The sequence below is a fragment of the Nonomuraea sp. NPDC001684 genome (assembly GCF_053596515.1).
Genome location: NZ_JBSFGJ010000056.1, coordinates 1 through 13,002 on the forward strand (window position 1 = coordinate 1; position 13,002 = coordinate 13,002).

Sequence of the window (13,002 nt, forward strand, 5' to 3'; positions counted from 1 at the left end):
CCGTGGTGAAGGCCCGCGTCAGACCACGCGGCGACAGATGGGCGACGGCGGCGAGCTCGTCGAGGGAGTGCGGGGCATCCAGGTTCTGAGCCAGGTGGTCCTGCACCCGGTGCACGGCGGGCTGCAGATGGTCGCGGTAGCGCAGGAATGGGCTGATCTGGGCAGCATCGCCGTCCCGCCGCAGATAGAGCACCAGCTCACGGGCGACGGCGGCGGCCAGTTCCGGGCCGTGGTCGCGTTCGACGAGGGACAGTGCAAGGTCGATCCCGGAGGAGATGCCCGCACTGGTACTGATGCGCCCGTCGTGGACGTACAGGGCCGCCTCGCGGACCCGGGCCGCCGGATACCGCTCGCGCATCGCTCCGGTCAGCGACCAGTGCGTCGTGCACGCCCGGCCATCCAGCAGCCCCGCCTCTCCCAGGGCCGCGGCGCCGCTGCACACCGATGCCACCCGCGCCCCCGCGTCATAAGCCTCCCGCAGCCATCGCACTGCGGCGCTCGACACCAGTCGGTCGGATCCGGTCAGTCGTGGCCCCGGTACCAGCACCAGATCACCCGGTCCCGCCTGCGTCGCCGCGAGCGCCTGGAGCCCAGCGAGCTCCAGCCCCTGCGCCGAGCGCACCCCACCGGTCTCGGCGACGTACTCCAGCCGGTAGCAGCCGCCCAGGTGGGCTGCCGCAGAGAAGACCTGGACCGGGCCGCCGAGATCCAACAGGTTCACCTCGGGCAGCACCAGCACGACCACCCGTCCCGTACGCCCGCTCGTCACGTCACTCACACGGACACAGTAGGCAAGCTCCACCGATGCCCACGAGGGCAACCAGCGCCGGAGACCGGACGGATCAGGCACTGCGAGGCGCGCGGAGCTGTGGGTGCTCACGCGGCTCCGGTTCCGGCGCCGGCGCTCAGCTCAGCAGTCCTACTGCTCGCAGCCCCTCTTCATAGCCATCCTCGGAACATGCCCAGAATCGCTCGGCGGCGGCGATGACCGCCAGGCGCTCGCGGGTCGTCCATGCCTTGATCATGTCCAACAGGGCGCGCCCTTCCTCCGCCCATACCGCTGCCGCGCCCAACGCGATCACCGCCTCCACTTCCTGTGCCAGCAGGCGCGTGTCGGCCAGGCGGTCGGTGGAGTGCATACCGTTCACCGCGTCCACGACCAGCAGAGCTTGACGCAGGGTGAGTGAAGGTATCGCCGTCATGCGCCGGCACGTGCACGCACGGCACGCAGCGCCTCCGTCAATGATTCGGCGGTGGGGGCGCGTTCCGGGTCGATGAGACGTTGCAGGGCCAGCCCCGTCAGCAAGGTCGGGTAGAGGGCGCCGACCGCCCGCTGCGTCGCTGGAGGCGAGATTGGCGCCGGAAGTCCTGGCGATGTCGCGTGCCGTGGTGTGCGCGTAGCCGCGTTCCTGCAGGCAGCGTTCAGCGCCGTCGATCAGCTTGTCTCGCTCTTTCACTCTGCCACCCTATCCGAACAAACGTCACAAACATATGTTTTGCACGAATGTTTCAAACATGTGTATGGTCATCGGCATGGCACAAGCAACCGCAGCGGCTACGGCCGCGAGCGACTTCAGCCGCCTGTCCAGACTCATCCGGCAGGCCGGGCTCCTCGACCGGCGCCCCCGCTACTACCTGATCCGGATCACCGCCGTCGCAGCCGCCTACCTTGCAGGAGCGGCGGCGTTCCACTGGCTGGGCGACTCCTGGCTCCAGCTCCCGCTGGCCGTCTACTTCGCGATCGTCTTCGCGCAGGTCGCCCTGGTTCTGCACGATCTGGCTCACCGGCAGGTCTTCACCAATCGCCGCCCGAGCGAGATCCTCGGGCGGCTCGGCGGCAACCTCGCCATCGGCCTCGGCTACGGCTGGTGGATGAACAAGCACACCCGCCACCACGCCAACCCCAACCACGAGCAACTCGATCCGGACGTCACACCCGACGTCCTCGTGTGGTCACAGGAACAGGCACGCAACGCGCGCGGCCCGGCCCGGCTCATCGGCGGCCGGCAGGCGTTCCTCCTCTACCCGCTGCTCCTGCTCGAAGGGCTCAACCTGCACGTCAGCGGTGTGCGGGCACTGCGGCAGCCCTGGATGAAACAGCGCTTCCTGGAGGGCGCGCTGCTGTTCGCGCACTTCGCCTGTTACCTCGGTGTGCTGGCTTGGACCCTGTCACCGGGCAAGGCGCTGGTCTTCCTCGCCGTCCACCAGGGGCTGTTCGGCGTCTACATGGGCTGCGTGTTCGCCCCCGGCCACAAGGGAATGCCGACCCTCACGGGGGAGGCCAAGCTCGACTTTCTACGCAAGCAGGTGCTCACCACCCGCAACGTGCGCGGCGGCCGGTTCACCGACATCGCCATGGGCGGGCTCAACTACCAGATCGAACACCACCTGTTCCCCAACATGCCCACCCCCAACCTGCGCCTGGCGCAACCCATCGTGCAGGCCCACTGCCGGCAATTGCGCCTGCCGTACCACGAAGTCAGTTTCGTCGCCTCGCACGCCGAGGCGCTGCGTCACCTGCACCAGGCCGGTGCTCCGCTCCGAGAGAAGGGCCGCTCATGAGGGCCGGACGCAAACAGTGGATCGGGCTGGCCGTCCTGGTCCTGCCCGTACTCCTGATCTCCGTCGACCTGCACGTCTTGTCCTACGCGCTGCCGTTCATCAGCGCCTCCCTGGCGCCGAGCGGTGCCCAGTTGCTGTGGATCATCGACATCTATCCGTTCATGCTCGCCGGGCTGCTGCTGCCGATGGGCACGCTCGGTGACCGGGTCGGGCGGCGGCGGCTGCTGATGGCGGGGGCCGCCGCGTTCGGGGCCGCCTCCGCGGTCGCCGCGTTCTCTCCCAGTGCCGACCTGCTGATCGTCACCCGTGCCCTGCTCGGGGTGGGTGGCGCCACGTTGATGCCCTCGACGTTGTCGCTGATTCGCAACATGTTCCACGATGACGGCCAGCGCCGCGTCGCGATCGCCATCTGGACCGGCGCGTTCGCCGGCGGCGCGATGCTGGGCCCGCTGATGGGCGGCGCGTTGCTCGAGCACTTCTGGTGGGGGTCGGTGTTCCTGGTCAACCTGCCGGTCATGGCGCTGCTGCTGGTCCTGGCGCCGCTGCTGCCCGAGTCGCGTGACCCGCGTCCGGGCAGGTTCGATCTGCTCGGAGTGGCGTTGTCGCTGGGCGCCATCCTGCCGACGATCTACGGGATCCAGCACATCGCCCAGGACGGCCTCGGCTGGGCGCCGGCGTCGGCCATCGTCGCCGGGCTGACGCTGGGGGCCGCCTTCGTCAGGCGCCAGCGCTCGATGGCCGATCCGATGCTGGACGTGCGCCTGTTCGGCAGCCGCGCCTTCACCGTCTCGATCGGCGCCAACACCCTCGGGGTCTTCGCGATGGTCGGCTCCAGCCTGTTCACGACGCAGTACTTGCAGATGGTCATGGGCGCCAGGCCGCTCATCGCCGGGCTGTACGCGCTGCCGTCGGCGGGCATGGCGATGCTGGCCGCCGGGCTCGCGCCGATGCTCGTCCGCAAGGTCAGGCCGGGCCTGGTGGTCTGCGCCGGGCTGCTCGTCGGCGCGAGCGGGTTCATGCTGCTGTCCCGGCTGGACATGACGGGGCAGAGCGGTCTGCTGATCGCCGGGATCATGCTGATGGCCGGTGGCGTCACGCTCGTCCTGACGGTCTCCTCCGACCTGATCATCGCCACCGCTCCGCCGGAGCGCGCGGGATCGGTCGCCGGGCTGTCACAGGTGGCCACCGAGTTCGGCGGCGCGCTCGGCATCTCCCTGCTGGGCAGCATCGGCACCGCCGTCTACCGGGGACACCTCGCCGAGACGGGCGCTCCGTCAGCGGCGCTCGACACTCTGGGCGGCGCCCTGGAGTCGGCGCGGCACCTGACGGAACCGGCCGCGACCACGCTGGCCGCCGCCGCCCGCGAGGCCTTCACACAGGGGCAGCACTACGCCATGCTCGCCGCGGCCGCCGCGTTGTGCGTGATGGCGGTGCTCGCTCCCGTCATGCTGCGTGCCGTACGGCAGGCGAAGGGCGCCCCGCCGCCACCTGAGGACCGGCACGCCGGCCGCCACGCGATGCGCTGAAGAGGCCGCTTGCCACGGCAGGCGGAAGGGGGGCGGGGCGGAACGAGGTGGGCGGAACAGGGCCGCTGGGGCGAGGAGCCTGGAGTGGGGCGGCTGGAGTGGGGCCGAGCGGTCAGGCGGGTGCCGATTCCCCGTGGCCCGCCGCCTGGGCGACCGCGCGGAGGCCGGTGGCCAGATCGTGGGCCGCCGGGGCGTTGTCGGGGTCGATCTGCCAGCGCACCAGCAGCCCGATGAACAGCGTCAGCAGCACCTGGGCCCCCGCCTCGTCGTGCCCGGGGAGGCGCGCGCTCAGCTCCCGCTGGGCCAGCGCCTGCCCCTCGGCCAGCCGGGCCCGCACATCAGGCAGGTGAGAGGCCTGCGCGAGCGTCTCGACATTGGCCCGCCAGACGGTCGGGTTGGTGCGGAAGGACTCGATCAGCTCACCCCAGAAGGCCTCGAACCATTCCTTGGAGTCGTCGGGAAAAGCCTTGAGGATCTCCGCGACCGCCTCGCCGGTCACCTCGATCATGGCCTGGGTGAGCAGCGCGTCCTTGGAGCGGAAGTGGTAGTTGATCGCGGCAAGGTTGCTGCCGGAGACGGCGATGATGTCGCGCACCGTCGTGCGGGCATATCCGCGCTCGGACAGACACTGCTTGGTCGCGGCCAGCAAATCCTCAGGAACTCCCACGTGATGATCCTACCAACGCCGCAAACAAGCGTTTCAAACATCCGTAGCTCAGAATCGAGGCCGGGCTCGCTGGTGTGAACGGTCACGTCAGCGTCGGTGGCCGGGGTCAGGTGCGGGATCTCGAAGAGCGCCCGGCGGCCGTGGTGCCCGGTGCTGACGCGGCGGAGTGCGCCCTTGCTGATCAGCGCGTTGATCACCTCGTAGCGCTGGGATCGGCTGGCGATCCGGGGCCGGCCGATGAAGTCGGGGTCGGCCTCGATGCCAGGCCAGGCCGCCACGGGGGCGGCTATCGAGGTGGCCACCGGGACGGCCACCTCGGAAGCACATGGCTAGCTCGCCAGACCCGAGTTGATCTCGGCGAGCACCTGGGTCGCCTTCGTGTAGCGGACGACGTTGTCCAGCGTGGGCGGCTGCGCGAGGGTGGCCTGGGCGTGGCGGACGGCTTCGCCCACCGTCCGCACCCCCAGGGCCCGCGCGGTGAGGCCGTCCACGGCGGTGCCGGCGTTGATCCGGCGGTCGGCCAGGTTGAGCGTGGTGGCCAGCAGTTCGGCCCGCAGTGTGCGTGGCTGCGTCAGCGGCAGGGTCAGGACGGCGGTGGACTCCCGCAGGGAGAGCGCGCCGTTCGCGGCCGAGCCGTCGGCGCCGTCGAAGCGGTCGTCGGTGGCCTGGACGCGGGCGAGCGCCTCGGCGGTGCGCAGGTCGGGCCGCAGCGCCCAGAACGTGACCAGCCCCGGGTCGCGGCTGGGGGAGACGGTCGTGATCCGCGTTTCCGCCGTCGCGGCGGCGGGGTTGGTGAGGCACGGGCCGGAGCCGTCGGCGCTCAGCGAGACCGGCACGGTGACCGTCGCCGCGTCCAGGAGCAGCAGGCTCGGCCGTGCGGTGAAGGCGATCGTGCCGGTCCCCGTGCCGGCGGGCAGCGTGCCGATGGCCCAGCGCAGCGTGGTGGTGCCGTCGGTGTTCCTGCTCACGGAGCCGGGACGGGGCCCGGCGCCCTGGTCGAGCGCGGCGCTGTAGTAGAGGCCGGCGGGCAGCGTGGCGGTGAGCGTGGCGCCGGAGGCCGCGGCCCCGCCGGTGTTGCGGTAGGTCAGGGTGTAGGCGGCGGCCTCGCCGGCGTTGACGGTGGCGGGCGCGGTGGCCGCCACGCCGATCACCGACCGGTGCACCGTGGTGGACACCTCGGCGGCGTTGTCGGACAGGGTGCCGGTCTCGGCGTATCCGCGCTCATTGGTCCCCGACACGGCCGCCTTGTTCGTCAGGACCGTCCCGTCCGTGGTCGCACAGGGGATGTCGTAGGTGAACGTCTCCCGCGCGGAGCCGCCCGCCGGCACGTCGGACGTCGTGCGGTGGACGACGTCGCCGCCGGGCATCGTGTCGTCGATCTTCACCGCCGTGGCGGTGGCGGGTCCCTTGTTGCCCACGGCCACGGTGTAGGTGAGCCGGTCGCCGGGGGAGGCGTCCTGCCTGTCCACGGTCTTGGCGGCGGTGAGGTCGATCGGCGGGTTGAGACTCGCGGCGGCCTCGGCGGTGATCTCGGCGCTGCCCAGGCCGAGCACGCCCTTGTGCGCGCCGTCCTCGAACCAGGGGCTCTCGCGGAAGTTGAGGTTCAGGTGGTCCCAGTCGTTCCAGGAGGTGAGGGTCTGCTTGGGGGAGACGGGGCAGGACGTGGTGTCGGGGCCCATGATGATGTGGTTGACGTCCCCGGACTGGCTCGTCGCGCGGGTGCCGTCGCCATTCCAGTCGACCGGCTTGTCGGCCGGCGTGGTCAGCGCGACTCCGGGTTTCCCGGCCACCACCGTCCCGTACACGACCGTCGCGCCACCCGCTCCCGGCAGGGCGTCGCCCACCTCGTCGAGACCCTGGTCCTCGTTCATGGGGGCGCGCTCCTGGGGCTGGTAGTCCAGGGGGCGGGACGCGGTGGACGCCGTGGGGAACTGGTATGAGTAGTTCATGACGCTCAGGTAGTTCGGCTTGCAGTTGACGCTGTCCAGGCCGCCGTGCTGCAGCCCGAGCGTGTGGCCGAGCTCGTGCATGAACGTGCCCGCCTCCGCCGCGGTCTGGCCGCCGTTGGCGGCGATCCGCGTGTTGTCCCACGCGCCGAGCGAGATGACGAAGTCGTTGCCGCCCGGCAGGGCGACGCGGGCCAGGTGGGCCAGGTCGACGTGCTGCTGGGTGTCGTCGCCCGCCTCGGCCTGGCCCGATGTGGTGCCGAGGCCGGTCAGCCCGTGCACCGACACGGCGTAGCGGAACGCCAGCCGCTTGGCGCCCAGGATGTTCTCGCAGTTGCGTGAGATCCGGTCGAGCACGTCGCCGAAGTTCCCGTCGCAGGCGATGGCGGAGTCGCCGAACTTCACATCGTCGAAGTCGTCCCAGCTGCCGGGGCTCTTGGTGTCGAACGTGATCCGCTCCGCCTCGCCGGCCCGCTCCCCGGTATGGACGTGCAGGGTGATGCCGTGCGCCGCGAAGGCGGTCACCACCTGGCTGATGGCGTTCGGGTCGAACTCCCTGGAGCGCCGGCAGTACGACGCCAGGCAGAACATCGCGTCCAGCTCGACGAAGACGTCCTTCTTGTTCGGGTCAGCGCTGTACGGGGGCTGGTTCAGCGCGAGATCGACCGTGCCGTCCTGGTCGTAGTCGATGCCGTTGGTCTCCCAGTCGTCCAGCAGCCCGTCCTGGTCGGTGTCACGGCCGGTGTGCACCTTCAGGGTGGTGGAGCAGGTGCCGATCGTCGTGTCGCCCGACAGCGTCGAGGTGATGTCGATCCGCAGGCCGCTCGCGTCACCGAGGCCCTCCGCGTACGCCGGCGGCAGGTCGAACTCCCCCTGCACCAGCCCCGTCTCGGCGGACAACAACTGCCGGTGGAACGGCGTGGCGTGCCAGTAGTGGAACCCGGCCTCCACCGTGGCGGTGAACCAGCCGCTCTCCTGACTGTCGTTGAGGAAGGTGATACGGGCACGGGGCCGCTCGCCCTCCGCGAGCGACAGGGGCGAGGTCCCGAGGAACTCGCACTCACCGTGCACCGCGCTGTCGGCGTGCCCCGCGGGGGCGCCGAGCAGGGCGGCGACGACGAACAAGACGAGCGGCACGATCACGCGGCGGATAAGCATGGGCCGAGTGTCGGCGCCCGCGCTCGTGCCGTCATGAGTAGCCCGTACTCATCCCGTTCCGGTGGCGGCCACAACCTGGCCGCCACCCCTGCGGCGGTGGTTCCACAGCCGGGCAACCATGAAGGAGCCGAACATGGGCTCGACTGTCCGCGCAGCCTCCAGCAGTTCGTGAACGGCACGCTGGATCCTCCCCGGGCCACGGCTCTCATCAGCACAACGTAAGTGTTGAGGCGTTTCGGCACGCGCCACCTCATCACTGACCGCCTTCGGCCCCCGCGGGTCGAAATCCGAGTATGGGTTACTCATGACCGATCTCGCCTGGGCCGGTGATGGTGGGGGAGTTCAGCCCGTGTCACCGAGGAAGCGCAGGAGAGATCATGAGTGGTAGGCGACTCAGGTCAGCAGGCCGGCGCCGCGCGGATGGCTTGCACCGGGACCCCGATTCCCCTCATCGGAGGGATCATGGACGCGTGAGGGCGGAGATGGCCCAACGCCATGACCGCCTCATCCCGCTGACGAAGATCGTCGACGAGCGCCGCGGCGACTGACCAGCCTCCCATGGGGGCTCAGGCCGGAAGGGCCGCCGTCCGCGGCACGCGCGGCAGGACGTGCTCGCCGACCCGGTACGCCTCCTCCAGATGCGGCCACCCGGACAGCACGAACTCCTCCACCCCTGCCTCCGCGTATTCGTGGAGCAGCGCCGCGACCTCGTCGTACGAGCCGACCAGGGCGGTGCCGGCGCCCTCGCGCACCAGCCCGACCCCGGCCCACAGCCCCGGGTGGATCTCCAGCTCACGGGTGCCGCCGGCGTGCAGGTCCACCATGCGGCGCTGGCCGACGGAGTCGTAGCGGGCGAAGCGGCGTTGGGCCTCGGCGATGCGGCCCGGGTCCATGCCCGTGAGCAGCCGGTCGGCCTCGGCCCAGGCGGCCTCGTTCGTGTCGCGGGCGATGACGTGCACGCGCAGGCCGTACCCGAGGGTGCGGCCGTGCGCGGCGCTGAGCGTGCGCAACCTGGCCACCCGCTCGGCGACCGCCTGCGGCGGCTCGCCCCACATGAGCACGACGTCGGCGTGGCGGGCGGCGACCTGCTCGGCGGCCGGTGACGCGCCGCCGAAGTAGAGCGGCGGCCTCGGGTCGAGCGGCGCGGGCAGGCCGCCGCTCTCGACCCGGTAGTGCTCGCCGTGGTGGTCGAACGGCGCGCCGTCCCAGGCGCGGCGGAGCACGTGCAGGAACTCGCCGGTCCTGGCGTAGCGGGCGTCGTGGTCGAGGAAGTCTCCGTACGCGCGCTGCTCGACGGGGTCGCCCCCGGTCACGACGTTCAGCAGCAGCCGGCCGCCGGAGATCTCCTGGAAGGACTGGGCCTGCTGGGCGAGCAGGGTGGGCAGCGCGTACCCGGTGCGGAAGGCGACCAGCAGCCGCAGCCGCTCGGTGTGCTGGGCCAGGGCCGCGCACACGATCCATGGGTCGGGGCAGCCCGCGCCGACGGGGGTGAGCGCGGCCTCGAACCCCGCCTGCTCGGCCGCCCTGGCCACCTGCGTCAGGTACGCGACGGTGGCCGGGCGGGCGGAAGGGCGGTAGGCGTCGGTGGTGGTGATGGCCGAGCGTACGTCGTGACCGTCACCGGTCGTGGGCAGGAACCAGTGGAAACGCATCAGGAAACCTCGGGGTCGGACGAAGCGGCCCGCCGGACGGCTGCGGCCACGGTCTCGCGTACGGACGGGAAGTCGGGATGGGTGCGCGGATCGGCCGCGCGCGGCAGCTCCGAGGGCTGGTCGAGCACGATCGTGCCCGGCCCGCGGCTCATCACCAGCAGGCGGGTGCCCAGGTAGACGGCCTCGTCGACGCTGTGCGTGACGAACAGGACGGTCTTGCCCGTGGCCTGCCACAGCCGTCGCAGCTCTTCCTGGAGCCGCTCCCTGGTGAGCGCGTCGAGCGCGGCGAACGGCTCGTCCATCAGCAGGATCGCGGGGTCGGGCGCGAGCGCCCGGGCGATGGCGGCGCGCTGCTGCATGCCGCCGGACAACTCGTACGGACGCCGCCCCGCCACCTCGCCCAGCCCCACGAGCGCGAGCAGTTCGTCGGCCCTGGCCGTCCTGACCCGCTTCGGCACCCCTGTCATGCGCAGCCCGAACTCGACGTTGCGCCGTACGTTCAGCCAGGGGAACAGCCGCGGCTGCTGGAACACCACGCCCCGGTCGGGCCCCGGCCCCGCCACGGGCTCGCCACCCACGGTGACCGTCCCGGAGGTGGGCGCGGCGAACCCGGCGACGAGCCTGAGCAGCGTGCTCTTCCCACAGCCCGAGGGCCCGACGATCGTCACGAACTCGCCCGCGCCGACGTCGGCCCCGATCCCGCGCAGCGCCTCCACAGGCTCCGCCTTCGACCAGCGGGAGCGCGGCCGGTAGGTGAGCGAGACGCCCTCCAGCCGCACCGCCGCCGCGGTGAGCGTGTCAGCTGGTGAAGGCATCGCGCAGGTCCTTGGTGTCCAGGCCCTTCTGGAAGACCTCCAGGGCGGGCACCTCGGGCAGCTTGTTCTGGGTCTTGAGGAACTCGGCGGCGCTGCGCAGGTTCTCGGCCAGTGCGCCCGGCTTGTCCGGGGTGCCCAGGTAGGCGGAGCCGGCCTGCTCCTTGGCGTCCAGCAGGATCAGCTCGTCGATCTGCCCGGCGGCCTCGTCGGGGCTCAGGTTGAGCTGGCGTCCGACGGCCGCCGCCGCGGCCCGCTTGTCGGTGCGTACGAGCTTGACCGCCCGGTCCTGCTGCGTGAGCCAGGTGCGCAGCGCCTGGGGGTAGGAGGTGGCGAACTGGGTGCGGACGACGGCCAGGTCGGCCGTCAGCTTGCCCTTGGCGGCCAGCTCCTTGCTGGTGACCAGCACCTTGCCGCTCTTGCGCAGCTCGCCGAGCACGGGCGTCCAGACGTAGGCGGCGTCGATGTCGCCGCGCGTCCAGGCGGCCTGGATGTCCGGCGGCTCCAGGTCGACGACGGTGACGTCCGACTCGCCCAGCCCGGCCTCCTGGAGCGCGGCCAGCAGGCTGTAGTGCGAGGTCGAGGAGAACGGCGTCGCGATCTTCCGGCCCTTCAGCTCGGCCACCGAGCCCGCCTGGCGGGCCACGAGCGCCTCGTTCTCGCCGATGACGTCGAAGATCCACGGCACCTGGTACGGGATGTTCAGCGGCGCGGACAGGCCGCGGGTGACCGGGCTGCTGCCGGCCAGGCCGATGTCGATGCTGCCCGCGACCATCGCGGTGTTCACGTCGCCGCCCGAGTCGAACTTGATCCAGCTGATCTTCGTGTTCGGCAGCGCGCTCTCCAGCCAGCGCTGGTCCTTGACGATGAGGTCGCCGTTCGGGATGAGCTGGTAGCCGATGCGCAGCTCCTTGGGGCTGCCGTCGGCGGCGGGGGCGGCGCCGGTGGCGGCGCCGGTGCCGGTGGAGCAGGCCGCCAGGCACAGTGCGAGCGCCAGCGCGGGGATGAGGCGATGTTTCATGGCTGATGCCTTCGCAGGGGGTCAGGCCTTGCCGCGCCAGGGCACGAGCAGGCGCTCGGTGAGTTGGAGGAGGGTGTCGATGAGCAGGCCGGACGCGCCGATGACGAGCAGCCCCAGCACGACGACGTCGGTCTGGTTGTAACGCTGGGCGTCGCGGATCATCCCGCCGATGCCCGGCACTCCGTTGACGGTCTCGGCGGCCACGACCGTGGTGTAGGCCACCCCGACCGCGACCCGGACGCCGGTGATCACCTCGGGCAGCGCCGAGGGCAGCACGATCCGGTACGGAAGCTGCCACCGCCCGGCCCCCAGCGACCTGGCCGCGTACAGGTAGTCCTCGTGCACCCCGCGTACCGCGTCGGCGGTGGCCACGGCGACGGGCGGCAGCGCGGCCACGAACAACAACGAGACCTTGGGCGGCTCGTCGATGCCCAGCCAGATGATCAGCAGGCTGAAGTAGGCCAGCGGCGGCAGCGTCCGCACGAACGTGATGAGCGGGTTGAGCAGGGCACGCACGGTGGGCACCAGGCCGACGACCAGGCCCAGCGCGATCCCGCCGGCGATGCCGTACAGACTGCCGAGCAGGATGCGGCGCAGGCTGGCCAGCAGATGCTCCGACAGCAGGTAGCCGCCGTAGCCGCGCCGGCCGTCGTGCACGGAGGAGGTCAGGAAGAGCTGGTCCCACACCGACCCCGGGCTGGGGACGAACACCTCGGGCCACAGGTGGGAGGCCGCGACCGCCCACCAGATCGCGGCCAGCAGGACCACCCCCGCCACCCGCAGCCCGACCCCACGGATCACCGTCTCCGCCCCTATTCCACAATAAGCGACTGGTTTAGTGGGAATTAAGGTAGACGATCCCTCGGGCGCACGCAAGAAGGACGGCGCGCCGGCCCCTTCGGGTGTTGTGCTGCGCGCCGCGAGACCGGCTTGGCGGCTCTGGGTCAGGCGTGCCCCGGATAAACTTCCAGTTGCTGGAAAATTCTAGTAGGAGTATATTCGCCCGCATGCAGGAAACGCGGCGGGAGCGGAAGAAGCGGGAGACCCGGCAGCGCATCGTGTCGGCGGCCATGGCCCTGTTCGAGGAACAGGGCTATGAGCAGACCACCGTGACGCAGATCGCCGCGGCGGCGGACGTCGATCCCAAGACGTTCTTCAACTACTTCCGCACCAAGGACGAAGTGCTCTTCGTCGACATGGAGCGGGACTTCGACGTGCTGGTCGGCGCCATCGCGGACCGCCGCCCCGAGGAGGGCCCCGGCGAGGTGCTGGCCAGGGCGGTCGAGCGGTACGCCGCCCACCGCCGGCCCAAGATCCCCGCCAAGGAGGCCGCGGAGCTGTCCGGCGTGACCCGGCTGGCCCTGACCACGCCGGCGCTCCAGGCCAAGGGGCTCTACCTGCTGCTCGACCTTCAGCAGCGCGTCGTCGGAGAGCTGCTGAAGGCTTTCCCCGGCCTCGACCCGATCACCGCGGCCGCGATGATCGGGGCCCTGATGGGCGCCGTCCAGCAGGCGGGCCTGGCCAGCGTCCAGCTCGGCCGGTCCCAGGAGGAGTTGTGGGAGGCCGCCCGGCACGGCGTCGAGATCGCCATGCGTGGTCTGCGCTCGGTGCCGTCGTCCACCCCGAACCCTTGACGCATCACCGCAAAAAGGAGCGAC

At 71.1% G+C, this 13,002-nt stretch carries 11 protein-coding genes and 1 pseudogene; 3 read left to right on the top strand and 9 right to left on the bottom strand.

What is annotated here, in order from left to right:
* The 3 genes and pseudogenes from ACWCSD_RS13835 to ACWCSD_RS13845 all read right to left on the bottom strand — a co-directional run.
* Positions 1-778: GlxA family transcriptional regulator (locus ACWCSD_RS13835; protein WP_449914919.1), on the bottom strand; the 778-nt coding region annotated here is incomplete at its 3' end.
* Positions 779-905: 127 nt separating this feature from the next.
* Positions 906-1,157: a hypothetical protein gene (locus tag ACWCSD_RS13840; RefSeq protein ID WP_449914967.1), complete on the bottom strand. Its 252-nt coding sequence runs from the start codon at positions 1,155-1,157 to the stop codon at positions 906-908.
* 186 nt (positions 1,158-1,343) lie between these two features.
* A pseudogene (locus ACWCSD_RS13845) lies at positions 1,344-1,457 on the bottom strand (TetR family transcriptional regulator); the annotation flags it as partial.
* Between the two features lie 76 nt (positions 1,458-1,533).
* On the opposite strand from ACWCSD_RS13845, the gene ACWCSD_RS13850 reads away from it, so the two are divergent.
* Both ACWCSD_RS13850 and ACWCSD_RS13855 read left to right on the top strand, forming a co-directional pair.
* On the top strand, positions 1,534-2,562 hold the full coding sequence (locus ACWCSD_RS13850; RefSeq protein ID WP_397159214.1) for a fatty acid desaturase family protein: 1,029 nt from the start codon (positions 1,534-1,536) through the stop codon (positions 2,560-2,562).
* Positions 2,559-4,088 (top strand): MFS transporter, encoded by a 1,530-nt coding sequence (locus ACWCSD_RS13855; protein WP_449914923.1) that lies wholly within the window; start codon positions 2,559-2,561, stop codon positions 4,086-4,088. The genes ACWCSD_RS13850 and ACWCSD_RS13855 overlap by 4 nt, the downstream gene beginning before the upstream one ends.
* A 112-nt stretch (positions 4,089-4,200) precedes the next feature.
* Here ACWCSD_RS13855 and ACWCSD_RS13860 read toward each other — a convergent pair whose 3' ends face one another.
* The 6 genes from ACWCSD_RS13860 to ACWCSD_RS13885 all read right to left on the bottom strand — a co-directional run bounded on the left by ACWCSD_RS13860 (position 4,201) and on the right by ACWCSD_RS13885 (position 12,145).
* Complete coding sequence (locus ACWCSD_RS13860; protein ID WP_387667190.1) at positions 4,201-4,755, bottom strand: TetR/AcrR family transcriptional regulator; 555 nt, start codon at positions 4,753-4,755, stop codon at positions 4,201-4,203.
* A gap of 329 nt (positions 4,756-5,084) precedes the next feature.
* On the bottom strand, positions 5,085-7,859 hold the full coding sequence (locus ACWCSD_RS13865; protein ID WP_449914927.1) for a DUF7507 domain-containing protein: 2,775 nt from the start codon (positions 7,857-7,859) through the stop codon (positions 5,085-5,087).
* A 566-nt stretch (positions 7,860-8,425) separates the two neighbouring features.
* Positions 8,426-9,511, bottom strand: a complete 1,086-nt coding sequence (locus tag ACWCSD_RS13870; protein ID WP_449914930.1) for an LLM class flavin-dependent oxidoreductase — start codon at positions 9,509-9,511, stop codon at positions 8,426-8,428.
* Positions 9,511-10,326, bottom strand: a complete 816-nt coding sequence (locus ACWCSD_RS13875) for an ABC transporter ATP-binding protein (RefSeq protein WP_397159223.1) — start codon at positions 10,324-10,326, stop codon at positions 9,511-9,513. The genes ACWCSD_RS13870 and ACWCSD_RS13875 overlap by 1 nt, the downstream gene beginning before the upstream one ends.
* Positions 10,310-11,344 carry a taurine ABC transporter substrate-binding protein gene (locus tag ACWCSD_RS13880; protein WP_449914934.1) on the bottom strand — a complete coding sequence of 345 codons (1,035 nt, stop codon included), beginning with the start codon at positions 11,342-11,344 and terminating at the stop codon, positions 10,310-10,312. Before ACWCSD_RS13880 ends, ACWCSD_RS13875 begins: the two co-directional genes overlap by 17 nt.
* Before the next feature lie 21 nt (positions 11,345-11,365).
* Positions 11,366-12,145, bottom strand: a complete 780-nt coding sequence (locus ACWCSD_RS13885) for an ABC transporter permease (RefSeq protein WP_449914937.1) — start codon at positions 12,143-12,145, stop codon at positions 11,366-11,368.
* Positions 12,146-12,351: 206 nt separating this feature from the next.
* Between ACWCSD_RS13885 and ACWCSD_RS13890 the strand changes: the two genes are divergently transcribed.
* Entirely contained in the window at positions 12,352-12,978 is a 627-nt protein-coding gene (locus tag ACWCSD_RS13890; RefSeq protein WP_449914940.1) for a TetR/AcrR family transcriptional regulator, read from the top strand.
* Positions 12,979-13,002 lie beyond the last annotated feature (24 nt).

Bases quoted from the DNA above. Each gene is read 5' to 3' on its own strand.
- ACWCSD_RS13850 (WP_397159214.1), top strand. From the start codon at position 1,534: ATGGCACAAGCAACCGCAGCGGCTACGGCCGCGAGCGACTTCAGCCGC.
- ACWCSD_RS13855 (WP_449914923.1), top strand. From the start codon at position 2,559: ATGAGGGCCGGACGCAAACAGTGGATCGGGCTGGCCGTCCTGGTCCTG.
- ACWCSD_RS13865 (WP_449914927.1), bottom strand. From the start codon at position 7,859: ATGCTTATCCGCCGCGTGATCGTGCCGCTCGTCTTGTTCGTCGTCGCC.
- ACWCSD_RS13870 (WP_449914930.1), bottom strand. From the start codon at position 9,511: ATGCGTTTCCACTGGTTCCTGCCCACGACCGGTGACGGTCACGACGTA.
- ACWCSD_RS13875 (WP_397159223.1), bottom strand. From the start codon at position 10,326: ATGCCTTCACCAGCTGACACGCTCACCGCGGCGGCGGTGCGGCTGGAG.
- ACWCSD_RS13880 (WP_449914934.1), bottom strand. From the start codon at position 11,344: ATGAAACATCGCCTCATCCCCGCGCTGGCGCTCGCACTGTGCCTGGCG.
- ACWCSD_RS13890 (WP_449914940.1), top strand. From the start codon at position 12,352: ATGCAGGAAACGCGGCGGGAGCGGAAGAAGCGGGAGACCCGGCAGCGC.